The following is a 23199-nucleotide window of genomic DNA, read 5'->3' as shown; positions in this document are numbered from 1 at the left end:
CCGGGCACACGATCAGGTCGTGGGTGCCGACGGGCTTCGCCCGTTCGGGTCGGTCGACCGGGTCCTGCCGAGCAATTGCTCCAGCAGACGGGAGTCGGTGATCACACCCAACACACGCGGTCCGGCTCCGCTGATCGCGCGTCCCTTCGGATACTCGATCACCGCCACCAGACGACTGCGATCGCGGGCCATCAACGCGGCGATCTCCAGGACGGTGTCCTCCGAGTCGGCGACCGAGGGCAGCGTCTTCTCGTGCCGCAGGCAGTCGCGCACGGTACGCCCGGCCAGGGCCCGGTGTGTTCGGCAGACACACGGTTGGTCGAACACCCCGTCCGGCTCCGGATCATCGATCACCCGGCTCGCCAACAGGGCGACCAGGGACGACGCGGGTAGAACCGCGAACGGTTCACCGCCGGCATCCAGCACCAGTACCCCGGTCTGACGTTGCGCGGCTACCAGTCGGGCCGCGTCCAGAGCGTCGCTGTCGAGGGTGACCATCGGATACTCGGCCACCAGATCACGTGCGCGCATCACGAACTCCTTCAGCGTCGACGGTCGATGCCATTCGGGCGCCTCCCCACGGTCGTGGATTCGATTCCCTCACCTTGTCGCACCCGCCTCGACAAGTGTGGCGAGGGTTCCCCCTCAGGAACCGGCCCTTTCGTCTGCGCCGGCCGGCACGAATCCCGCGCGGGAACACCGGCGTACGGCGCGGGACCGCCGCGGCGAAGCCGGCCGAGGGCACCGAGCCGAGGTCGGGACCGGCCCGAACGCGTCGTGCACGGCCCGCGGAAGGATCACGAAGTCGCGCCCCGGAACACCGCGATGCCGTCGAAACCCGGCGACCGCGTCCCGTGCGGTCACGACGGCGAACCCGGGGTCCGGCGGCCACGCGCACTCGTCACCGAGCGGCGCGCCCGCGACCGGCCGCCGATCAGGGGCGAGCAACGCGCACCGGAAATCGCCGAGTTGCCGGCGGCGCGGGCTTCGCGCCGTTGCTCCGCGATCGACGAGTCGAACGCGCCGGCGGCCGAAGGGACTGCTCCCCGGCCGAGTTCCACCGCGAGGGCCGGCGCGGGCGCTCCGCGCCCGGCGCGACATCGGGCCCCGGACGATGCCGGGGACGGTCCCGCTCGCTGCGCGCACGGCGCTGTCGCCGGCGGCCCGAAACACGGGCTCGGCGACAATCGGCCCGCCTCGACCGACCCCGAGGTCGCTCGGCGACCGGGCTCGGCCGAGGCCGCAACGGGTCTGCGCGCGGCGGCCGGACGTGGTCCCGCCGACCGGCGGGAAGGACCCGGTGGCGCCGCACGGGGGGACGGCGCCACCGGGTGGGGAAGGATGGCTCAAAGGGGGATGTTGCCGTGTCGACCGCGGCCGGCCGGTGCGCCGGACAGTACCGCGACGACCCGCTCCACGGTGTCCCTGGGTTCGATCACGGCGTCCACCACACCGAAGTCCAGGGCCCGGCCGACGCCGCCGGAGATGCGCTCGTGCTCGGCGACCAGTCCGGCCAGGAGTTCCTCGCGCGCCGCACCGTCCACGGCGGCGAGTCGCTTGCGGTGCAGGACGCCCACCGCCGCCTCCGCGCCCATCACCGCGACCTCGGCCTCCGGCCAGGCGAACACGGCGGTGGCGCCCAGGGAACGGGAGTTCATCGCGATGTAGGCGCCGCCGTACGACTTGCGGGTGACCACGGTGACCCGGGGCACCTCGGCCTCGGCGAACGCGTGCAGCAGCTTGGCACCGCGCCGGATCACCCCGCCCCACTCCTGGCCCACCCCGGGCAGATAGCCGGGCACGTCCACGAGCACCACCAGCGGGACCCCGAAGGCGTCACACATGCGAACGAACCGCGACGCCTTCTCCGCCGACAACGAGTCCAGGCAACCGCCTTTGCGCAACGGGTTGTTGGCGATCACACCGACACTGCGCCCGGCCAGCCGTCCGAGGCCGACCACGATATTCGGCGCCCAGTGCGACTGGAGTTCCGCGAAGTCCGCCGGACCCGATCCGTCCACGATCGCGTACACCAACGGGCGGACGTCGTAGGCGCGGCGCGCCGACTCGGGCAGCAGCGCCCGCAGGTCCTCGGTACGGCCGCGCGCGGCGTCCGGGTCGAACCGGCCGGGCCGGGCGAAGAAGCCGGCCAGTCGACGCGCGTGGACGTACGCCTCCGGCTCGGAACCGGTGGTCACATGGGCCACGCCCGACTGTCTGGCGTGTGCCTCCGGGCCGCCCAGGCCCGCCATGTCGATCTCCTCGCCGGTGACGCTGCGCACCACGTCCGGGCCGGTCACGAACATCCGGCCGGCGGGCGCCATCACCACGATGTCGGTCAGCGCGGGACCGTACGCCGCGGCGCCCGCGGCCGGCCCGAGCACCACCGAGATCTGCGGAACCCGACCCGAGGCACGGGTCATCGCCGCGAACATCCGGCCCACGCCGTCCATCGACTCCACCCCGTCGGCGAGCTTGGCGCCGCCGGAATGCCACAGACCGATCACCGGGCAGCGCTCGCGCACCGCGGTGTCCACCGCCTGCGAGATGCGCTCGGCGCCGGCCCAGCCGAGCGCACCGCCCATCACCGTCGCGTCGGTGCAGTACGCGATCACCCGGACGCCGTCGATGCGACCGGACACCGCGTAGACGCCCGCCGGATCCTCCCCCGGCAGGGCCCGCACCCCGTCCTCGTCGAGCAGCCGACCCAACCGTAGTCGCGGATCGCGCGCGTCGGCCGGGTCCGCTGCCGACGCCGACCCCGGCGGTTGCGCCCGCGTCGTTACGGCCTCGCGTTGCTCCGGAAGTCCGGTGGTGGCAGTGGTCGTCATGGCTTCCCCGTTTCCCCAGCCCGTTTCCCCAGCCGTGGATCGACGCGACGACCCGGACTCCGGGCAGCGCCGATCCCCCCGACGGCGCCGGTTCCGCCACGAGGCTCCAGCCATTAAAGCGGCGCGACCTTAACTATCGCTTGCGGCGGCCTTTCACCCTCGGCACGAGGCACGTTCGGGCGCACCGACCGCTCCCCGGACGACCGCCTGCCTCGGCGGTGTTGTCAGGGTGCGGAACCAGGCGTAGAAGGGAAGGACATGCGACGCCCGCAGGCGTCGGACGCGGTTTCGCGAACACGACTGCACCGTGCGCCTCGTGGGCACGACGACCACTTTGCACGTTCCCCTCGAAGGGAGCCCGGCATGTCGACGGAACCCGTTCGGCGATGCCCCGTGCTCGACCCCACCGCCCGCGCCGGACATGCCGAGGCGGCCGCGCTGCGCGCTCGGGGACCGGCCGTTTGGGTCGAACTCCCCGGAGGAGTCCGGGCCTGGTCGATCACTCGGTACCACGTCGCCCAAGCACTGACCACCGACCCCCGGGTCTCCCGCGACTTCCGCCGGCACTGGCCCGGACTGGCCGAACTGCCCGAAGGCTGGCCGTTGGCCTCGGTGGCACTGCAACAGAACTTCGCGAACACCTACGGCGCGGAACACCGCCGACTGCGCGCCCGGGTCGCGCCGTCCTTCGCACCCCGACGGGTGGAGTCGATGCGCCCGCAGGTCCAGGCGACCGCGGATCGCCTGGTCGACGCGCTGGCTGCGATACCGCCCGGCGAAAGCGTCGACGTGCGCCGGGCCCTGTCGCTGCCGCTGACGATGACCGTCATCTGCGATCTGTTCGGGGTACCGGACGGATTGCGCGCCGGGCTGGGCACCGCGATCGACGCGATCCTGGACACCGGGATCGAGGTCGCCGAGGCGATCGCACGTCAGCACGAACTCCAGGCCCGACTTGTCGAGTTGATGAAGTACAAGCGGGAGCACCCGGGCGCCGACCTGACCAGTGACCTGCTTGCCCCGGTCGCCGAGGAGGAGCAGTCCTCGGAGCAGCAACTCATCGACTCGCTCTTCCTGATGCTCGGCGCCGGCTACGAGACCTCGGTCAACCTGATCACCAGCGTCCTGTCCGAACTGCTGTCCCATCCGGAGCAGTTGGCTCGGCTTCGGGAGGGCCTCCTGGACTGGAGCGACGTGATCGAGGAGACGCTGCGGCTCGAAGGCCCGGTCATGTACCTGCCGTTGCGCTATGCGGTGGAGGACATCGAGCTGGGCGAGGGAGTGCTGATCCGTCGCGGCGACCCGATCATCATCGCCTTCGCCGCCGCCGGGCGGGACCCGGCGGTGCACCCCGACGCGCCCGACACGTTCGATCCCACCCGCGCCGACAAGGCACACCTCGCCTTCGGCTACGGTCCGCACTTCTGCCTCGGGGCACATCTGGCCCGGCTGGAGACGCGCATCGCGGTGTCCACCCTGCTCGACCGCCTCCCGCGGTTGGCCCTCGCCCACCCCGAGCAACCACCCCCGCCGATCCCCTCACTGGTGGTCAACGGCCCGACCCGCCTCGACGTCATCCCGACGCCGGCGGTGCCGACCTGATCCCGACCGGGGTCCGGGGGGCCGGCGGCAACGCCGGTGTCCGATGGTCGACCGCGATCAGCGGATCCCCGGTGAGCGGGTGATCGAGAACCACGGCCCGGATACCGAACACCTCGGCGAGCAGTTCCGGGGTGAGCACCTCACGCGGCGTCCCGGATGCCCGCAGCGCACCCTCGTGCAGCACGTGCAGCCGATCGCACACCGAGGCCGCCGCGTTGAGGTCGTGCAGCGCGATCAACGTGGTCCGCTCCTGGGCCCGCAACAGGGCCAGGAGTTCGACCTGATGCCGCACGTCGAGGTGGTTGGTCGGCTCGTCCAGCACCAGCACGTCCGGCTCCTGCGCCAACGCCCGTGCCAGCAGCACCCGTTGCCGCTCGCCCCCGGAGAGCGTGGCGAACCGTCGGCCCTGGTGCGCCTCCACCCCGGCCTGCACCAGGGCGATCAACACGGCCGCCCGGTCGGCGGCGCTGTCGCCCGCGAACGCCTTCTGGTACGGCGTACGGCCCATCGCGACCACCTCGCGCACGGTGAAGTCGAAGTCGTTCTCCCGCTCCTGCGGCAACGCCGCCACGTGCCGGGCCGCCGCCGCGGGGGTCATCGCCCGCAGGTCCCGGTCGCCGAGCAGGACCCGCCCGGCCTGCGGCTTCAGGTGCCGGTAGACCGTGCGCAACAGGGTGGACTTGCCGCTGCCGTTGGGGCCGACCAGCCCGGTGATCTCACCACCGGCCGCGATCAACCCGACGCCGGTCAGGATGTCCCGGCCGGAGAGGGTGACGTGCAGATCCTGCACGGTGATCCGGCTCCGCTGCCCACCGAACCCGGCGCTCTCGCCCGCGGCTTCCCGTTCACCCTCGCCCGTCATCGCGTCTCCAGCCGTCGGTCGAGCAGGAGCAGCAGCACCGGCGCGCCGATCACCGCGGTGACCACGCCGATCGGCAACTCCTGGGTGCTGACCGCCGTGCGGGCCAGCGTGTCCACCGCGACCAGCAACACCGCGCCGAACAACGCCGAAACCGGCAGCAGTCGGCGGTGATCGCCACCGATCAACAACCGGCAGACATGCGGCACCATCAGTCCGACGAAGCCGATCGCTCCCGAAACGGCGACCAGCACCCCGGTCAACACGCTGGTCACCGCGAACAGTTCGCGGCGCAGTCTGGCCACGTCCACGCCCAGTCCGGCCGCCGTCTCGTCGCCCATCAGCAGCGCGTTGAGCGCCCGGGCCCGAGCCTGGAGACCCAGCAGGCCGAGGGCCACCGCGGCGGTGGGCAGCGCCAGTTGCTCCCACTGGGCCCCGCTCAGGCTGCCCATCAGCCAGAACAGCACCCCGCGCGTCTGCTGCTCGTCGCCCGCCTGCAACACCAGGAAGCTGGTGAACCCGGAGAGGAATTGCCCCACCCCGATCCCGGCCAGCACCAGGCGCAGCGGGGAGAATCCGCCTCCGCGCCGAGCCAGTGCCCACACCAACGCGAAGGCCGCCAACGCACCGGCGAACGCCGAGGCGGACAGCCCGTATCCGAGCACCCCGCCGGTGCCGGCCCCGAGCACGATCACCGCGACCGCACCGAGCGAGGCGCCGGAGGAGATGCCGAGCAGGTACGGGTCGGCGAGCGGATTGCGCACCAGCGCCTGGACGGCGGTGCCCACCAGCCCCAGTCCCGCGCCGACGACGGCGGCCAACAGGGCTCGCGGCAGCCGGAGTTGCCAGACGATCAGGTCGCGCGTGCCGGGTTCGGGCGACTCGCCGGTCAGCCGTCGCCCGACCACCGACCACACTTCGCCGATCGGGATGTCCACCGACCCCAACGACACGGCCGAGGTCAACGCGACGACCAGGAGCACGGCCAGGACGACGACCACCCACCCGGTGCGCGCCGGACGACCCCGGTCACCGTCGGTGGGAGCCACCGGCGCCGGCGCCGGCTCGGCCCCGCGTCGGATCCGACGCTCGAATACCGAAACCACCGGCCCCTACCCTGCGGTCGGCGCGGGTCGGACCAGGTCCGGGTGGATCGTGCTCGCGATCCGCTGCACCGTTTCGGCGTTGCGGACCCCGGCGATCGTGGTGCTCTCCGAGCCGATCCGGACGAACTTCCCGTCCCGCACCGCGTTCAGGCCCTTGGTCGCGTCGAACGTGCGCAGGAATCGTTCGGCGTCGTCGAACGCCTTCGCGTTGGCCTCGGCACTGCCCTTGTTCCGGACACCGAGCTGGATCCAGTCCGGATTCCTGGCGACCACGTCCTCCCACGAGACGGGCTTGAAGTCGCCGGCGCAGTCGGCGAAGACGTTGCGTGCCCCGGCCTGGGTGATCACCGCGTTGGCAACCTGTTTGTCGCATACCGCGATCGGCTGCTTGGTACCGGCGTCGAAGTCGAAGAAGAAGTACGTCGGCCGCCGATCCTGCGGCACACCCGCGAGCGCGGTGCGCACCGAGCCGAGGGTCTGCTCCATGCCGGCGACGAGTTGTTCGGCCCTGGGGGAGGTCCCGGTGACCGCGCCCAGGGCCCGGATGTCGGCCTCGACCTCGGCCAAGTCCTGCTGCGGGCCCGGGCGTTTGCGCGCGCAGGCGGTGGACTTGAGGTAGATGTGCTTGATGCCGGCGGCGGCGAACTCCTTGGGCGAGGGCCCCGCACCCATCGCGCCCATGCCGCCCATGTCGGCGAAGGTGTCGAGGTAGAGGTCGGCGCCCGAACCGAGCAACTGCTCCTTGGGGATCACCATGTCGCCGAGCACCCGGACCCGGTCGGCCTGTGCCGAGAACTGCGCCGGCATGGTGCCCTTGCCGGGCGGGAAGCCGGTGCCGATCACCCGGTCCCCGGCGCCGAGCCAGAACAACATCTCCAGGCCGGAGGCGTTGCTGGTGACCACCTTCCGCGGCGCCTCGGTGAAGGTCGTCTCGGCACCGGCGCAGTCCGTCACCTTCACCGGGAAACCCGACGCGCCACCGCCCGGCTTCGTCGCGGCCGCGGTCGCCCCCGAGGCGGCGTCCTCCGTGTCCGTCGAACCGCCTCCACAGGCCGTCGCGAACAAAACCACCGCGGCGGCCACGCCACCCACCTTGCTGCCCCGCACAGTTTCGCTCCCCACAAGTACCGACAGGCGCCCGCGAACGCGAACCCGGACACTCAGTCGGCCACCACCCGAGCGAAGTTCCCGCCGAAGGCCGACTTCCCGTCGCCGGCCCCGGCATCGCCGATCGGCGCGCCCTCAGCCGGCCGCACGGTCGGCGAGGGGGCGACGGCGCAACGCGGTGCGGGCCAGGGCCGGGTGGGTCCACGCGCCGTCCGGATGGTAGACGTTCCTACCCGGCGCGACGATCGTGTCGATGCGATCGAGCGTCTCGTCGTCCAGGGTGAGCGTCGCGCCCTTCACCGACGCCGCCAACTGGTCCATCGTGCGCGGCCCGATGACGACCGAGGTCACCGCCGGGTGCGCGGTCGGGAAGGCGAGCGCGAGTTCGGGCAGCGTGCAGCCGATCTCGTCGGCCAGGGCGACGAGTTGCTCGACGATGTCGAGCTTGGTCGCGTTCACCGGCAGGGCCGGGTCGAAGCGCCCGGGGTTGAGCCCGGCCCGACCGGAGGTCAGGTCGATCGGGCCGCCCTTGCGGTACTTGCCGGTGAGGAACCCGGACGCCAACGGGCTCCAGGTCAGCACACCCATGCCGAGGCGCTCGCACACCGGCAGCAACGAGCCCTCGATGCCCCGGGCCAGGATCGAGTAGGGCGGCTGTTCGGTGCGAAAGCGTTGCAGGCCACGACGCTCGGCCACGTGATGGGCCTCGACCACGTCCTCGGCCGGGAAGGTCGAGCAGCCGAACGCGCGGATCTTGCCCTGCCGCACCAGGTCGGTCAGTACGGAAAGGGTCTCCTCGACGTCGGTCGACTCGTCCGGGCGATGGATCTGGTACAGGTCGATCCGGTCGGTGCGCAGCCGCCGCAGGCTGTCCTCGACCGCCGTGGTGATCCAACGCCGCGAGTTGCCGCCCCGGTTGACCCCCTCCCCCATCGCGAAGTGCACCTTGGTCGCCAGGATCACGTCGTCGCGCCGGCCCCGGAGCGCCTTGCCGACGATCTCCTCGGATTCGCCGGCCGAGTACATGTCGGCCGTGTCGACGAAGTTGATCCCGTGGTCCAACGCGGCGTGCACGATCCGGGCGCAGTCGTCGTGGTCGGGATTGCCGACCGCCCCGAACATCATCGTGCCCAGGGCCTGCACGCTGACCCGGATGCCGGTGCGGCCGAGAGTGCGGTAGCGCATGGTCGTGCTCCTTGGGTGCTTACGGGTGTGGCGACCGGAAATCTACGAGCTGGACTCGACTCCAGGTCAAGTCCCATCCTGTGACGCGTGACCGATACCTCCGAGGACCTGACCATCGGCCAGGTCGCCACCCGCACCGGCCTGAGCATCGACACCCTGCGCTTCTACGAACGCGAGGGCATCCTGGCCAATCCGGTCCGCCGCAACAGGGCCGGCCGCCGGGTGTACGCCGAACACGACATCGCCTGGCTCGACATGTGCGTGATCCTGCGCGGCTCCGGCATGCCCATCCCCGCCATCCGGCACTACACCGAACTGGCCCGCGCCGGCGACGGCACCGAACGCGAACGCCTGGCCATCCTGCGCGAACACCGGTCCCGGATAACCGCCCAGATCGACCAACTCCACCGGTGCCTCGACCTGATCGGCTACAAGGTGGGCGTGTACGAGGACTACCTGGCCGAAACCGAACCCGAAACCGAAAGCGACGCCGAAGCCGAAGTCGAAGCCGATGACCAGGTGAGGTGACTCGATGACCAGATGACGCGATGGCCCGCCCGAACCGCCCGGCTCGCCCGCCCCGCCGGAACCCGGCTGCTATTCTTCGATTGACCGATCAGTCATCGAATCGAGAGGCCGCCCGCAGTGCCCCGCACCGTCGATCCCGACCGCACCGCCCAGCGGCGCGAAGCGATCACGCTCGCCGCCGCCGGCCTCTTCGCGGAGCAGGGGTTCGAGCCGACGACCGTCGCGGACATCGCCCGGGCCGCCGGGCTCAGCGCGGCGAGCGTCTTCTACTACTTCCCGGACAAGCGGGCGGTGTTCCGCGCCGTGTTCGAACGGGACCTGCCGCTGTCCCACGAACGCGTCGCCCGATTCGCCGGCGCCGAGCACCCGACCGAGGCGATCGTCGAACTCGTCACCGAGCTGGCCGCCGACGCCCGCGACCCGAGCGCGGCCGGCCTGCTCGTGGAGCTGCTGCGCCAGGTCGGTCGGGATCCCGAGCTGGTCGACGTGGTCACCCGGACCGAGGCGGTGCTCCGGGACGGCCTGGCCGGCCTGATCGCCCGAGGCATCGCCGACGGGACGATCGACCCGGCATTGGACCCGAACGAGGCGGCCGGCTGGATCCAGACCGTGGTCGACGCCGTATACCTGGGCGCCGCACCCGATCGGGACGCCACACCCGCACTGCGCCGCACCGTCGCGCGCTACCTGGCACCCGCGCCGAACGAGACAGGGGAACCCCATGGGCAACACAACGGCCGATGACCGGACGGTCACGGTCCGGATGCCGTCGGTGTGGCTCTGGCTGATCGGGGTCGGCGCCACGCTGCTCGGCCTCGGCGCCGGGTTCGCGGTCGCACCGTTCGTGGACTGGTTGATCGACCTGGTCGGCTCCGCGCCCGGCCCGCTGCGACTGGCCGCGAAACTGCCGACCCGCTGGGCCGTACCGATCGGCACCGTGCTCGGCGCGGGCCTCGGCGCCTGGGCGGCCGTGGCCGCTCGCCAGGAGAGCCCGGTCCTGACCGTGGCCGCGGACCACCTGGCGATCCACCGGGACGGCTCGGGGCTGCACATACCCCGGGACCGGATCGCCACGATCTTCACCGACGGCCGGGACCTGGTCGCCCTCGACCCGAACAAAAGCGAACTGGCCCGGGTCCGCGCGAGCGACCTGCCCACCGGGCACCTGCGGGACGCCTTCGCCCGCTTCGACTACCCGTGGCGCGGCAGTACCGACCCGCGCGAAGCGGAGTTCTCCGTCTGGATCGACGGCACCACCGATCTGGACGAGGCCGCCCACACCCTGCTGCGTGCACGCAAGCGGGCCCTGACCGACAAGCGGGCCGGCGCGGCCGAGGACGCGCTGGACGGGCTGCGCCGGCTGGGCGTCGCCGTCCGCGACCGCAAGGGAGCCCAGCAATACCGCCCGCCCCGACCCGGCCCGCGCGACCCCGCCGAGTCGTAGCCGTCGACCCGCCTCGCCCCGGTCACCGCGTCGAGCACCGATTCCCCGGCGCCGCCGACGAGTGGCCCCACCCGCCGGATCCCCCGACGGCCACCCCCTACCGCGCCGCCCCCGGCAGCGTCGCCGCGACCCGCTCCCGGCCCGACCCGGACAACGCGGCGAGGCCCGCCGGCCGGCCGGTGGCCAGGAGGAGCAGGTCGCCGGTGGGACCGCGGACCTCGTCCGGCCCCGGGCCCGCCGACCACCGCGCATCGGTGGCCACCAGCCGAATCCCCCGAAAACGCTTGCGGGCGCCGTAGAACGGGCTGCGCAGCACGTGTTCGAGGGCGGCGAGCGCCGGCTCGATGGGCATCGCCCGCTCGCGGCCGAGCGGTCTCGCAACGTCCTGCCCGTGCACGAGCGCGTCGACGAGCGGGTCCAACGGCGCGGCCAGCGGCGCACGGCGGGCCGACCCCGCGGTCTCCCGGATCTGCGCGACGAGTTCCGCCGGGGTGTACCGGGCGGCCAGTTCCCGAGCCTCGTCGGCGCCCCACCGTTCGAAGTCGCCCCGGGCCCGGATCGCACCTTTGATCATGCCCGCCAACGTGGTGCGCGTCGACGTGGTCACATGCGCGGCCAATTCGTGCATCGTCCATGCCTCGCAGAGCGAGGGGGTCGCCCACTCCCGCTCGTCGAGGTCGTCGAACAGATCGGCGAGGCTCAGTCGTTCCGCTCGTACCCACGCCAGGATCCGGTCGCGGTCCATGTCGGTTCTCCTCAAGTCCCGGATGGTGTACTCGGGTCGGCCGTCGGCCGTCCCGCTTCGTCGGTCGGGTCCAGAGCCGCTTCCGGCGCCCCGATCGCGCGCAACCTGCGTCGCAGATGTGCCCGTTCGGGTTCGGTCCCGGCCAGGTCCAGCGCCTCGCGGTAGGCCGCCGCCGCCTCGGCGCGCCGACCGAGCCGCTCCAACAGATCCGCCCGGGCGGTCGGGAAGGGGTGGTAACCGCGCAGCCTGGGCTCGTCCGCCAGTTCGTCCAGCAGCGCCAGCCCCGCCTCCGGGCCGTCCCGCATCGCCACCGCCGCGGCCCGGTTGAGCGCGACGATCGGCGACGGGGTCAGCACGAGCAGGACGTCGTACAGCGCCACCACCTGCGGCCAGTCGGTGGTCGCGACGTTCGCGGCCTCGTCGTGCAGCGCGGCGATCGCGGCCTGCACCCCGTACCGCCCCGGTGGGCCGCCGGTCAGCGCGGCGACCACCAGAGCGCGCCCCTCCTCGATCATCGCCCGGTCCCACCGGCCCCGGTCCTGATCGTCGAGCAGCACGATCGCGCCGTCGGGATCGGTCCGTGCCGCGCGCCGCGCGTGGATCGACAACATCAACGCGAGCAGCCCGGCGAGTTCACGTTCGGCGGGCAACAACCGGCGCAGGATCCGGGCCAGCCGGATCGCCTCCTCGGCGAGGTCGAGCCGCTGCAACCGCGGTCCGGAGCTGGCCGCGTAGCCCTCGGTGAAGATCGAATAGATCACCTGGAGCACCCCGGGCAGCCGCGCGGGCAACTCGTCCGCGCCGGGCACCCGGAACGGGATCCGCGCCTCGCGGATCTTCTTCTTCGCCCGGACGATCCGCTGGGCCATCGTCACGGTCGGCACCAGGTACGCCCGGGCGACCTCGGGGGTGCCGAGCCCGGCGAGGCAGCGCAACATCAGCGCGCCGCGGTCCTCGGCGGGCAGCGCGGGATGGGCGCACGTGAAGAACAGTTGCAGCCGCTCGTCGGGCAGATCGTCGCCGGCGTCGGCCGGCGGCGCCGGATCGGCCCGATCCGCCTCCACCTGCAATACGGCCAGCCGGGCGGCGTAGGTGCGGTCCCGGCGCAACCGGTCGACCGCCCGACGGCGCGCCGTGGTCAACAGCCAGGCGCCCGGCCGGTCCGGCACGCCGTCGACGGGCCAGTGCAGCAGCGCCGCCTCGATCGCCTCGGAGGCGACCTCCTCGGCCAGGTCGAGATCGCCGAAGCGGCGCGCGAGGGAGGCGAGCAACCGGCCCCGTTCCTCCCGGAACACCGACTCGACGGACGCGTCCACCGACGCGTCCCGGACCCGGTCGGCGGATCCCTCCCCTTCCGCGACCGGGAGCGGCTCGGCACCGGCGGCTCGCTCGTCCATGGCCGGTCAGCCCGCGAAGTCGGCGATCGGCCGCACCACGATCGCGCCGCTGCCCCGGGCGCCGGGACAGCGCGCGGCCCAGTCGAGCGCGACGTCCAGGTCCGGCACGTCGATCACGTAGAAGCCGCCGAGCACCTCGCGGGTCTCGGCGAACGGCCCGTCCGTCACGGTGCGATCCCCGGTGGGATCGACCCGGACGGTGGTCGCGGTGACCAGGTCGGCGAGCGACTCGCCGGACACGAAGATCCCGGCGTCCTTGACCTGCTTGTCGTACGCCACCCAGTCCTCGACGGTGCACTCGGCGGCGCCGCCGTCCGCGTCGATCGTGCCGCTGTGGATCAACAACATGTACTTCATGGTCCGGCTCCTGCTCTGTTCCGTCGTTTCCTTCGTCCGGCGGGTTGCCGTACATCAGGACGACGAACGAGCAGCGGCCGAATCGACAGCCCGCCGAAACTTTTTTCGCCGGCCGGCATCAGCCTCCGGCCAACGAGTCGATCCACGCGGTGAGGCGCCGGCCCTGGCCGACCATCACGTCCGGATCGCGGAGCGTGTTGGTGAGCAGGGACATGCCCTGATAGGCCCCGATCAGGGAGAGCGCGAGGTCGCGCGCGTCCGCGTCGTGGCCCATCGCGCAAAACTGTTCCTCGACCCAGGTCAGGAGCCGGCGCATCACCTCGGCGGCGTGCCGGTCCAGGTCGTCCTCGCGCTTGTCGAGCTCGGACACCAGCGTGCCGAACGGGCAGCCGTACCGCACCGCGAGGTCGCGCTGCTCCACCCAACCGCCCACCAGCGCCCGCAGGCGCTCGCCCGGGGTCGGCAGTTCGTCCAACACCGCGATCAGCTCGCGGAGTTGCCGCTCGTGGTCGTCGATGGCGGCCTCGACGAGTCGGTCCTTGGTCCGGAAGTAGTAGTAGACGTTGCCCACCGGTACCTCGGCCTCGGTCGCGATGTCCGCCAGGGTGGTCCGCTCGACCCCCTGCCGGTGCAGCACGCGCGTGGTCGCCGTCACCAGCCGTTCGCGCTTACCGGGCCCGGCATCGGCCCCGCGCCGGCTCTTCCTCTGCACTGAGTCAGTCATCTCACTAACAAATATAGACAGCAGCCGCCCGGGGTTGCCGCCGTCCTTCGGTCGGTCGACCGACTCGCTCCCTCGCCACCGGCGCGGCAGGCCGCAGCGCGGACCGCCCCGCCGGCACCTTCACCAACCGGGCGACCCGCCACATCGCGGCGTTTCGTTGATCGGGCCGCAACCACCCAAAACGAACACGTGGGTGTTCAATCGAACATTCACGTGTTAGAAATGCCCCATGGATGTCGCCGCCCGCCTGGACCTGACCCTGCGCCTCGTGCAGGGCTCCGAGCGCATTCCGGTCGCCGAACTCGCGCGACGCCTCGGCGTCTCGGAGATGACCGTGCGCCGGGACCTGGACACGCTGGAGCGCCAGGGCCTGGTCCGCCGGGTGCACGGCGCCGCGATCCCCGCCCGCGCCCGCGAGGAAGGCGCCGGGTTCGCCGCGCGCGAACCGTGGCAGGCGGCGACCAAGGACCGACTCGGCGCGGCCGTGGCGGGCCTGGTCGAACCGGGCTCAAGGGTGCTGCTGGACGCGGGCACCACCACCGTGCACGTCGCGGACCACCTGGCCGCCCGCGCGCCGCTGACCGTCGCGGTGCTCAGCCTCCAGGCCGCGGCACGGCTCGCCGACCGACCCCGGATCGAATTGCTCGTCGTCGGCGGACGCTCGCGTCCCGGCGAACACTCGCTGGTCGGCCCGCTGGCCCTGCGCACCCTGGAGTCGCTGGCCTTCGACTGTTTCGTGATGTCCATCGGCGGCGTGCACGCCGAGCACGGCTGGTCGGAATTCGATCTGGACGACGCGGCCGTCAAGCAGGTCGGGCTCGCCCGCAGCACGCGCACGATCGTGGTCGCGGACGCCACCAAGCTGGGCGTTCGCGCCTTCGGCCGAGTCGCCGCGCTCGACGCGGTGGACGGGTTCGTCACCGACCACGCCGCCGCCGACGCCGCGACCCATCCGAACGGGCCGCACACGTTGGCGGCCCTGCGCAAGGCCGGTGTGCGCACCGTCCTGGGCTGACCGGTCCGACCCACCCTCCGACGCCGAACCGCCCGGCCGCCCGATCCGAGGAGCCAAACCACCGTGACGACCACACCCCCCGGCCGCCCGACGACCGGCCGCCCGACGACAGAGGGCATCGACCTTCCCGACCGCCGCGGCCGCATCGGCCTGGATCGCCTCGGCCGCGACCTGACCGGCAACCCCGGGGTGCGCATCCGCGACGTCGAGGTGTTGTCCTGCGACTGGTACGTGCTGCGCAAGACCACCTTCGACTACCGGCACGCCGACGGGCATTGGAGTCGCGAGCAGCGGGAGAACTACGACCGGGGCGACGGGGCCACCATCCTGCTCTACGACACCGAGCGCCGAACGGTGTTGCTCACCCGCCAGTTCCGCCTGCCCGCCTACGTCAACGGCCACCCCGACGGAATGCTCGTGGAAACGGCCGCCGGACTGCTGGACGGCGACAGCCCCGAGGAGGCGATCCGGCGGGAGGCCGCCGAGGAGACCGGGCACCGGGTCGGCTGTCCCGAACATGTCTTCGACGTCTACATGAGCCCCGGCTCGGTCACCGAGCGGCTGCACTTCTACGCCGCCCCCTACGGCCCGTGGAGCGCCACCGGCGAGGGTGGTGGCATCGCCGCCGAGGGCGAGGACATCAGCACCCTGGAGTTGCCCTTCACCGAGGCGCTCGCGATGATCCGGGACGGCTCCATCGCCGACGCGAAGACCATCATGTTGCTGCAATGGGCGGCCTTGGACGGCCCGTTCCGGCCGGCCGACAACAGCCACGACCGACCGCCGCGAGCACGCGGTTGACCCGCACCCACCGACCCGGCGGCGCGTCGAGCCGGGCGCGGGCGGACGCGCCCCGGCAGCCGCGGGACTCGATGAACGCGCCGGGCACGGCGACGGTGGCGATCAGGCCACGTCCCGCAGCAGACGCCCGGCGTATACGTCGCTCACGTGACCTCGAAGGTGCGCCCAGACCGCGACGGAGCACGGAAACTCGCCGTCCCGGTAGGCGATGAACACGGTCTCCTCGCGCCGGAACAGCCCGTGCTCGGCGTCCTGCGGCTCGGGCCAGTCGCGGACCACGGCCGCGGCGTGCTCGGCGTCGACGCAGCGCAGCGGGACCACCGCGAGTTGCGCGTAGGCGCCCGGCACGGTGTGCGCGATGACCTGGACGTCGCCCATGTGCCGGGCGAAGGCGCGCAGGTGATCGCCGCGTTCCCAGGGCCGGTTCGAGGCCCAGGTGCCGCACGAGCAGGTCGCCCGCGTGGCGACGAAGCCGAGCGCGGCGTGGTCGCCGGGGTAGGTGATGAACTCGATCCGGTGGCGGTCGAGGCGAACCAGCGGGTCCTGGGTGTAGTTCGGCATGCTCATGAGGGTTCCCCCGGGGTGTCGTCGCGTGGTATGGCACGAGCGTAGGCAAGCGCACCGACAACGGCGACCGGATTTCCGCGTCGCCCCGAACCGGCCCCGCCCGGCCCGGAGTCAGCCCGACACGGGTGCCGCGCGATGCCCCCGGCAGGCCGCCTCCAGCGCGACCCGCCACCGGTGGTCGGCCCGCTCCCCCTCGCCCAGCGCGCCGCGCAGTTCGAGACTGGCCGGCCCGTGCACCAGCGCACTCAGGTGGGTGGCCGCGTCGTCCGGATCCGTCGGCGCGAACCGGCCGCAGGCCACGCAGCGCGCGACGGTCCGCACCAGGGTGTCGAAGATCGCCCCCGGGCGGCCCGGATCCGGTGCGAACCGGATCCGGGACCACCGGGTGTACCCCCGCGCCGATCCCGCCCCGCGCGACGGCGGGTGCGGGTCGTTGATCGCGGACGGGTCGAGCAGCCCTACCGGCTGCCCGTCAGATGCGCGAAGACCACAACATTCGCGGCGTATCCGGTGTGCTTGTCGTATCGACCACCACAGGTGATCACCCGCAACTCGGCGGCCTCGGTCGACCCGTAGACCACGTCGTCGGGAAAGGCGTCCTTGGCGTAGGACCGGAGCGCGTCGACCGTGAAGACCGCCGTGCGACGGTCCCGCCGCTGCACCTCGATCCGGTCGCCCACCCGGAGCAGGCCCAGCTTGAAGAACACGGCCGGGCCCGAGCGGGTGTCCGCGTGGCCGACGGTGATCGCGTTTCCCCGGGCGCCGGGGTCGACGCCGTCGCGGTACCAGCCGACCAGGTTCTTGTTGCCCACCGGCGGGGTGGCCAGCCGATGGTCCGGACCGGTGCCCAGCGCGCTCATCGGCGCGTTGACGCCGATCGCCGGGATCCTGATCCGGGTGGGCGTGGACGCCTTCAGCGGCGCGGCGTCCACCCGGTGCGCCGCGTCGTTGGGGACCCGGGCGTGGGCCGACGCCCGAGCCGCGTCCGGAGCCGGCGGCCGCTCGACCGTGCCGTCCCCGGAACCGTGCTGGACCAGCCACAGTCCGACGGCGACGGCCAACGCGGTCGCCCCGGCCGCGACCGGGCCGGAGCGCCGCGTGCGCTGCGCCGGCGCGGGCTCAGTTCGACCCATCGCCCGTGGCACGGCGACGACGCGCGAGGTAGAGGCCGAAGCCACCGAGCGCCGCGCCCGCGACCAGCACGCCGGCCGTCACCTCACCCGCGTCGAAGTGCGAATCCCCGCCGCCGCCCCCGGCGTTGACACTGCCCATCGGCCGGCCGCCGGTGCTGCCGGTGGTAGTGCCGCCGGTTGTGGTGGTGCCGGCGGGGCAGTCGACCTTGAACACCTTCTGCTTGCCGGCCCCGTGCTCGCCCTCGAAGGTCCATACCAGCTTGTACTGCCCGTTGGGCAACGACAGGTTCGGCGTGTGACCGTTCCCGTCCACGAGGGTGATGGTGCCGCCCAGCAGGGTGCCTTCGGTGTTCGCCGGCTGCGCGACGATCGTGTAGGTGACCGACTGGAGCGTGTCGAAGTTGAAGGCCGCCAGGTTGAACAGGCACACCTTGGGCTCGTTGCTCTGATCCGTCGGCGAGGTGGTGCTCTGGTGCACCTTCACGTCGCCGTTGTCCCCCGGGGCCATCGGCAGCGCGTGCGCCAGGCCGGTGCCGGCGATCGTGGCGACACCCAGCGCGATCGCCGCGACGATCGGCCGCCGGGCGCGGGTGGACGGGCGGTGGCACGGGGATGGCATCACGATGGGCTCCACGAAGAGGACGGGACACGCGGTCGGATCAGGTTGCATCACCTGAAGATGGGACATTTCGACGGTGCCTGCCACGGCCGTCGACACTGCGGCGACACACACCGCGCCACCCCGGTTTCACCCGTATGTCGCAGCCCGTCAGGCCCGACGCAGGCATGGTGGGCACACCCGGCGACGGCGCGCCCGACTGTCACGACAAAATGCCTGATACACGCATAATCAGCCGGTTTGACATCGGATCCCGGCAGGCGTAATCCGTGACATATGTGCGTGCAAGCAGCGGAGCGTCCGGCGCACCGCGCGGTACGAAGACGCCCGTCGTCCGGACCCGGGCGGCGCCCATGACCGGTGGGACGCCCGAGGCCGGGCCAGGACCCGCACCCCCTCACGCGGTGCCGGACGAGGCCCACCTCGACCGGGAGCGCGACACGCTCCTGGCCGACTGCTCCGCCTGCCTGGACAGCGCGGTACGCGGCACCGGCGCCTACGCCGGCGTGGTCTATCTGCGTTCACCCGATCGGCGCTCGCTGGTGCTGACCAAGGTCGCCGGACTGGCGCTTTCCCTGCTCGCGCCGTGGAGCCGAGTCCCGGTGACCGGCGCATTGCCCGCCCCGGAGGCGTATCGCACCGGCCGCACCGTCTTCCTCGCCGACGACGGCGACACCATGCGGCGCTTCCCGCAGCTCGCCCTGGGCATGCCCTACGCCTACGCGTCCGCCTCGGCGCCGGTGTGCGCCGGGACCGAGACGTTCGGTGTGGTCTGCGTGATGTGGCCCGCCTCCCCCGGACGCGGCCTGCCCGCCTCGCGGCGGCGCAGTCTGGGTGCGGCGAGCCGACGACTGGGGAACGCGCTCGGCGCACGGATCGCCCGCGGCGCGGCCGTCGACTACGACGGCCCGCCCACCGTGACCCTGTTGCCCGCGAACGCGTTCCCGCTGGTCCGGGTGGGCCTGTTCGACTGGAACGTGGCCACCGGCGCCTTCGACGCGGACCGGGAGTTGTGCGAGCTGTTCGGCGTCGACCCGGCCACCTTCGACAAGCGCGCGACGACCCTGGCCGATCGGGTGATCTCCGGCGGTGGGCACGAGTTCCGCGACGCCGCGCGGCAGGCCGTGGCCACCGGCCGGGTGCTCGCCTGGCGCTTCCAGGTGGCGGGCTCCGACGGCGCGGGCCGGCCGTTGGAGGTGTGGGGCCGTGTTCCCGACCAGGAGGCCGCCGGCGAGTCTCGGCACCTGGTGGGCGCGGTGCTCGACCTGGGCGCGGGGGCCGCCGCGGCGGAGGCGGTGGAGCGACTGCGCGACGGCGTCTTCGCGCTCGACCCGGGCGGCCGGATCACCTATGCCAGCCGCCATCTGGGGGACCTGCTGGGCGTGCGGCCGGAGGACGTGCTGGGCCGGACCCCCTGGGAAGCCCTGCCCTGGCTGGCCGACCCGTCCTACGAGGACCGCTACCGGGCGGCGATGCTCTCCCAGCAGCCCGGCTCCTTCCTGGCCCGCACCCCACGCGATCGCTGGCTGGCCTTCTCGCTCTACCCCGACCCGTACGGGCTGACCGGCAAGGTGGTCCCGGTGGGCGCGCCGCCCGGCGCCGACGATCGGGCCGAGGCGGCCGGCGCCGACCGTATCGAGGCCGAGCCGCCCCGGCTCGGCGCGATCTACCACGTGCTCCAGATGGCCGGGGCGCTCACCGAGGCGGTCTCGGTCGGCGAGGTGTGCAAGGTCGTCGCCGACCAGATCCTGCCCGCGTTCGGCGGCCGGGAGCTGGCGATCTACATCGTCCGGGACGAACGCTTCTTCCTCGCCCTGCAGACCGGCTACCCCGAGGGATTCCTGGACCGGTTCGAGGGTGCCCCGCTGGACGCCTCGCTGCCCGGCGTCGAGGCGCTCACCCGCGGCGTACCGATCTTCTTCGAATCGCCCGAGGAACTGGCCGGCGCGTATCCGGGCATCCCGCTCGACGAGATGTCCGCGTGGGCGTTCCTGCCGCTGATCGCCTCGGACCGACCGGTGGGCAGTTGCATCCTCGGCTTCGACCGGCACCACGCGTTCACCCCCGAGGAGCGCTCGGTACTGACCGCGCTGAGCGGCCTGATCGCCCAGGCGCTGGAACGGGCCCGGCTCTACGACGCGGAATTCACCCTCGCCCGCGGCCTGCAACACGCCCTGCTCCCGCACCGGCTGCCGAACCTGCCCAACCTGGAGGTGGTGGCCCGCTACCTGCCCGGCACCCAGGGCATGGAGATCGGCGGCGACTGGTACGACGTGATCGACACCGGGCACGGCGTCGGCCTGGTGATCGGCGACGTCGAGGGGCACAGCGTGGCCGCCGCCGGCACCATGGGCCAACTCCGGAGCGCCGTCCGGGCGTTCGCCACCGGGGGGCAGCGGCCGGACGAGGTGGTGCGGTGCACCAACCGGCTGCTCGCCGACCTGGACCCGGGCCTGTTCGCGAGTTGTTGCTACCTCGAGCTGGACCCGGCCACAGGGGTGGTCGAGGCGGCTCGCGCGGGCCACCCGCCGCCGCTGTTGCGCGGCCCGGACGGACGCACCCGGGTGCTCGACGTGGCCGGCGGCACCCTGCTCGGCGTCGACCCGGCCGCCGTGTATCCGGTGACCCGACTGGTCCTGGAACCCGGCTCGGTCCTGGCGCTGTACACCGACGGCCTGGTCGAGGATGTCGGCGCCGACCTGGACTGGGGCATCGACCGGATGCGCGCGTCGTTGTCGCGGACCCCGCACGCGAGCCTGGCCGAGTTGGCGGACGGGATGTTGCGCGACGCGGGCCGCTTGACCGAGCGGGCCGACGACGTGGCCCTGATGCTGACCCGTCGACCGGGGACTCGGCCCGCTCCGCCGGGATCGGCCGGGTCGACGCCGGGCGCGGGAGCCGATCTGCACTGAGCGGCAAACGCGCGACCATGGAATGAGGAGGAACAGGAGGGTTCGATGGGCACACCCAACACCCCCGGGGCCGACGACGGCGCGGCCGACGGGTCCGCCGTGCCGTGGGGCGCGGATCGGGCGCTGCTCGACCACCTGCTCAACCGGGCACCCGTCGGCATGGCGGTGGTCGACCGCGAACTGCGCTGCGTGTGGCTGAACGACCAGCTCGAACGCAATGGAGGAATCCCGCGTGCGCTGCGCATCGGCCGACGACTGAGCGAGGTGCTGCCCGGGCTGCCGGCCGAGACCATCGAGAAGCGCATGCGCGAGGTGTTGGAGACCGGGGTCCCGCTGATCGACCACGAATACCAGGGCCGCACCGCGAGCGACCCGGACCACGTGCACGCGTACTCCACCTCGTTCTTCCGGCTCGACGACAGCTCCGGCACCCCGGCGGGCGTGTGCTACCTCGTCATCGACGTGACCGACCGCTGGCGGGCCCGGCAGCGGCTCGCGCTGCTGAGCGACATCGGGGCCCGGATCGGCACCACCCTGGACGTCGCCCGCACCGCGCAGGAACTCGCCGACGTCGCGGTCCCCGATCTGGCCGACTTCGTCGCGGTCGACCTGCTGGAACCGGTGCTCGGCGGGATCGAACCCGCGCCCGGCCCGGTCCGCCGGGACAACCCGGAGCTGATCCGACTCGGGCAGCGCTCGGCACGTGAGGGCCGGGAGGGCCGGGAGGGCCGGGACGGCAACGTGGCAGGTGTCCCCGCCGAGTCGATCGCCCGGATCGGCGAGCATGCCCCGGTCGCCCCCAACTCCCCCGGCGCCCGCTGCCTGGTCGACGGCAAGGCGGTCCTGGAACCGGTCCTGGACCCGGCGATCCTGCCCTGGCTGGCCCAGGACAAGGTGTCCACCGACCGGACCCGCCTGGTGGGCCTGCACTCGATGATGGTCGTCCCGATCCGGGCTCGCGGCACGATCCTGGGCGTGGCGCACTTCTTCCGCCGCGACACCCCGGACCCGTTCGAGGGCGACGACCTGATCCTGGCCGAGGAGTTCGTCTCGCGCGCCGCGGTGTGCATCGACAACGCGCGCCGCTTCACCCACGAGCACGCCGCCGCACTGGCCCTGCAACGCAGCCTGCTGCCGCACGGGTTGCCCCGGCAGACCGCGGTCGAGGTGGCCAGTCGCTACCTGCCCGCCGACGACCGGGCCGGGGTCGGCGGCGACTGGTTCGACCTGATCCCGCTGTCCGGCGCCCGGGTCGCGCTGGTGGTCGGCGACGTGGCCGGGCACGGCACGCACGCCGCGGCGACGATGGGCCGGCTGCGCGCGGCCGTGCACACGCTGGCCGACCTGGACATGCCGCCGGACGAGTTGCTCGCCCATCTCGACGACCTGGTCATCCGCTTCGTCGACGAGGAGGGCACCGGCGAGGGCGGTGTGGACACCACCGCGCTGGGCGCCAGTTGCCTGTACGCGGTGTACGACCCGGTCAGCCGGTTGTGCACGTTCGCCCGCGCCGGGCATCCGCCGCCGGCCCTGGTCCGCCCCGGCGGCGCGGTGGAGTTCCTGGATCTGCCCGCCGGGCCGCCGCTGGGCCTGGGCGGCCTGCCGTTCGAGTCCGCCGAGTTCGAACTGCCCGAGGGCAGCCTGCTGGTGCTCTATACCGACGGGCTGGTCGAGACGCGTGATCGGGACGTGGACACCGGGATGGACCGGTTGCGCGCCGCGCTCGCCGAGCCGGACCGGCCGCTGGACGAGCTGTGCCGCTCGGTGCTGGACACGCTGGTGCACAATCCGCCGCCGGACGACGTGGCCCTGCTGATCGCCCGCACCCGCACCCTGGACTCCTCGAAGGTGGCGTCCTGGGAGTTGCCCGCCGACCCGGCGATCGTGGCCGAGGCCCGCACCCTGGCCGGCCGGCAGCTCGCCGAGTGGGGGCTGGACGACATCGCGTTCACCACCGAGTTGGTGGTCAGCGAACTGGTCACCAACGCGATCCGCTACGCGTCGGGGCCGATCCGGTTGCGGCTGATCCGCGACGCGACGCTGATCTGCGAGGTCTCCGACGCCACCAGCACCAGCCCTCGGCTGCGTCACGCGCGCACCTCGGACGAGGGTGGGCGCGGGCTGTTCCTGGTCGCCCAGTTCACCCAGCGCTGGGGCACCCGCTACACGGGCGACGGCAAGACGATCTGGGCGGAGCAGTTGTTGCCGGCCTCGATGTGAGCCCGGTCCGCCCACGCCCGACGCGCGCCGGGAGCGCGCGGCGACAA

Annotated in this window: 22 protein-coding genes; 8 read left to right on the top strand and 14 right to left on the bottom strand. The window is 72.7% G+C overall.

Annotated elements, in window-relative coordinates; all coding sequences use genetic code 11:
• Positions 1 to 12: 12 nt before the first annotated feature.
• Both ACH4U8_RS32680 and ACH4U8_RS32675 read right to left on the bottom strand, forming a co-directional pair.
• Complete coding sequence (locus ACH4U8_RS32680) at positions 13 to 531, bottom strand: CBS domain-containing protein (protein ID WP_360309038.1); 519 nt, start codon at positions 529 to 531, stop codon at positions 13 to 15.
• An 815-nt stretch (positions 532 to 1346) separates the two neighbouring features.
• A complete protein-coding gene (locus ACH4U8_RS32675; protein ID WP_395782032.1) occupies positions 1347 to 2831 on the bottom strand; it encodes an acyl-CoA carboxylase subunit beta in 1485 nt (494 codons plus the stop codon).
• Between the two features lie 363 nt (positions 2832 to 3194).
• Between ACH4U8_RS32675 and ACH4U8_RS32670 the strand changes: the two genes are divergently transcribed.
• On the top strand, positions 3195 to 4433 hold the full coding sequence (locus ACH4U8_RS32670) for a cytochrome P450 (protein WP_395782030.1): 1239 nt from the start codon (positions 3195 to 3197) through the stop codon (positions 4431 to 4433).
• Here ACH4U8_RS32670 and ACH4U8_RS32665 read toward each other — a convergent pair.
• The 4 genes from ACH4U8_RS32665 to ACH4U8_RS32650 form a co-directional block, all read right to left on the bottom strand.
• On the bottom strand, positions 4405 to 5295 hold the full coding sequence (locus ACH4U8_RS32665; RefSeq protein ID WP_360309044.1) for an ABC transporter ATP-binding protein: 891 nt from the start codon (positions 5293 to 5295) through the stop codon (positions 4405 to 4407). The two genes, ACH4U8_RS32670 and ACH4U8_RS32665, sit on opposite strands and share 29 nt — an antisense overlap.
• On the bottom strand, positions 5292 to 6341 hold the full coding sequence (locus ACH4U8_RS32660) for an iron ABC transporter permease (RefSeq protein WP_360309258.1): 1050 nt from the start codon (positions 6339 to 6341) through the stop codon (positions 5292 to 5294). The genes ACH4U8_RS32665 and ACH4U8_RS32660 overlap by 4 nt, the downstream gene beginning before the upstream one ends.
• 63 nt (positions 6342 to 6404) lie before the next feature.
• On the bottom strand, positions 6405 to 7505 hold the full coding sequence (locus tag ACH4U8_RS32655) for an ABC transporter substrate-binding protein (protein ID WP_395782028.1): 1101 nt from the start codon (positions 7503 to 7505) through the stop codon (positions 6405 to 6407).
• 135 nt (positions 7506 to 7640) lie between these two features.
• Positions 7641 to 8690, bottom strand: a complete 1050-nt coding sequence (locus ACH4U8_RS32650) for an aldo/keto reductase (RefSeq protein ID WP_360309048.1) — start codon at positions 8688 to 8690, stop codon at positions 7641 to 7643.
• A gap of 87 nt (positions 8691 to 8777) precedes the next feature.
• Here ACH4U8_RS32650 and ACH4U8_RS32645 point away from each other — a divergent pair, with 87 nt between their 5' ends.
• The 3 genes from ACH4U8_RS32645 to ACH4U8_RS32635 all read left to right on the top strand — a co-directional run bounded on the left by ACH4U8_RS32645 (position 8778) and on the right by ACH4U8_RS32635 (position 10662).
• Positions 8778 to 9218, top strand: coding sequence for a MerR family transcriptional regulator (locus tag ACH4U8_RS32645; RefSeq protein WP_395782026.1), 441 nt, complete (start codon positions 8778 to 8780; stop codon positions 9216 to 9218).
• Between the two features lie 117 nt (positions 9219 to 9335).
• Positions 9336 to 9962, top strand: coding sequence for a TetR/AcrR family transcriptional regulator (locus ACH4U8_RS32640; protein ID WP_360309052.1), 627 nt, complete (start codon positions 9336 to 9338; stop codon positions 9960 to 9962).
• Entirely contained in the window at positions 9940 to 10662 is a 723-nt protein-coding gene (locus ACH4U8_RS32635) for a hypothetical protein (protein ID WP_395782024.1), read from the top strand. The genes ACH4U8_RS32640 and ACH4U8_RS32635 overlap by 23 nt, the downstream gene beginning before the upstream one ends.
• Before the next feature lie 97 nt (positions 10663 to 10759).
• On the opposite strand, the gene ACH4U8_RS32630 is transcribed toward ACH4U8_RS32635, so the two are convergent.
• The 4 genes from ACH4U8_RS32630 to ACH4U8_RS32615 all read right to left on the bottom strand — a co-directional run bounded on the left by ACH4U8_RS32630 (position 10760) and on the right by ACH4U8_RS32615 (position 13885).
• Positions 10760 to 11407 (bottom strand): maleylpyruvate isomerase family mycothiol-dependent enzyme, encoded by a 648-nt coding sequence (locus ACH4U8_RS32630; protein WP_360309056.1) that lies wholly within the window; start codon positions 11405 to 11407, stop codon positions 10760 to 10762.
• Between the two features lie 11 nt (positions 11408 to 11418).
• Positions 11419 to 12804, bottom strand: coding sequence for an RNA polymerase sigma factor (locus tag ACH4U8_RS32625; protein WP_395782022.1), 1386 nt, complete (start codon positions 12802 to 12804; stop codon positions 11419 to 11421).
• Positions 12805 to 12810: 6 nt separating this feature from the next.
• Positions 12811 to 13161, bottom strand: a complete 351-nt coding sequence (locus tag ACH4U8_RS32620) for a YciI family protein (protein ID WP_395782020.1) — start codon at positions 13159 to 13161, stop codon at positions 12811 to 12813.
• A 118-nt stretch (positions 13162 to 13279) separates the two neighbouring features.
• The gene (locus tag ACH4U8_RS32615; RefSeq protein ID WP_395782018.1) at positions 13280 to 13885 is read right to left on the bottom strand and encodes a TetR/AcrR family transcriptional regulator; all 606 of its coding nucleotides are present in this window, start codon (positions 13883 to 13885) and stop codon (positions 13280 to 13282) included.
• A 229-nt stretch (positions 13886 to 14114) separates the two neighbouring features.
• Between ACH4U8_RS32615 and ACH4U8_RS32610 the strand changes: the two genes are divergently transcribed.
• Positions 14115 to 14900, top strand: a complete 786-nt coding sequence (locus tag ACH4U8_RS32610) for a DeoR/GlpR family DNA-binding transcription regulator (RefSeq protein WP_395782016.1) — start codon at positions 14115 to 14117, stop codon at positions 14898 to 14900.
• A 63-nt stretch (positions 14901 to 14963) separates the two neighbouring features.
• On the top strand, positions 14964 to 15701 hold the full coding sequence (locus ACH4U8_RS32605) for an NUDIX domain-containing protein (protein WP_395782014.1): 738 nt from the start codon (positions 14964 to 14966) through the stop codon (positions 15699 to 15701).
• Between the two features lie 102 nt (positions 15702 to 15803).
• Here the strand turns inward: ACH4U8_RS32605 and ACH4U8_RS32600 are convergent, their stop codons facing one another.
• The 4 genes from ACH4U8_RS32600 to ACH4U8_RS32585 all read right to left on the bottom strand — a co-directional run bounded on the left by ACH4U8_RS32600 (position 15804) and on the right by ACH4U8_RS32585 (position 18020).
• The gene (locus ACH4U8_RS32600; RefSeq protein WP_360309068.1) at positions 15804 to 16268 is read right to left on the bottom strand and encodes a hypothetical protein; all 465 of its coding nucleotides are present in this window, start codon (positions 16266 to 16268) and stop codon (positions 15804 to 15806) included.
• Between the two features lie 111 nt (positions 16269 to 16379).
• Complete coding sequence (locus ACH4U8_RS32595) at positions 16380 to 16604, bottom strand: TetR-like C-terminal domain-containing protein (protein WP_395782122.1); 225 nt, start codon at positions 16602 to 16604, stop codon at positions 16380 to 16382.
• 122 nt (positions 16605 to 16726) lie between these two features.
• Positions 16727 to 17401 (bottom strand): class F sortase, encoded by a 675-nt coding sequence (locus ACH4U8_RS32590; RefSeq protein ID WP_395782012.1) that lies wholly within the window; start codon positions 17399 to 17401, stop codon positions 16727 to 16729.
• Positions 17388 to 18020 (bottom strand): hypothetical protein, encoded by a 633-nt coding sequence (locus ACH4U8_RS32585; RefSeq protein ID WP_379991571.1) that lies wholly within the window; start codon positions 18018 to 18020, stop codon positions 17388 to 17390. Before ACH4U8_RS32585 ends, ACH4U8_RS32590 begins: the two co-directional genes overlap by 14 nt.
• 353 nt (positions 18021 to 18373) lie before the next feature.
• Between ACH4U8_RS32585 and ACH4U8_RS32580 the strand changes: the two genes are divergently transcribed.
• Entirely contained in the window at positions 18374 to 20932 is a 2559-nt protein-coding gene (locus ACH4U8_RS32580) for a SpoIIE family protein phosphatase (protein WP_395782010.1), read from the top strand.
• A gap of 45 nt (positions 20933 to 20977) precedes the next feature.
• Positions 20978 to 23152, top strand: coding sequence for a SpoIIE family protein phosphatase (locus ACH4U8_RS32575; RefSeq protein WP_395782008.1), 2175 nt, complete (start codon positions 20978 to 20980; stop codon positions 23150 to 23152).
• Positions 23153 to 23199 lie beyond the last annotated feature (47 nt).

The sequence above is a fragment of the Embleya sp. NPDC020886 genome, assembly GCF_044333915.1.
Taxonomy (GTDB): Bacteria; Actinomycetota; Actinomycetes; order Streptomycetales; family Streptomycetaceae; genus Embleya.
Note: the sequence above shows the minus strand (reverse complement) of the source record. Positions and strands in the feature narration are given on the sequence as shown.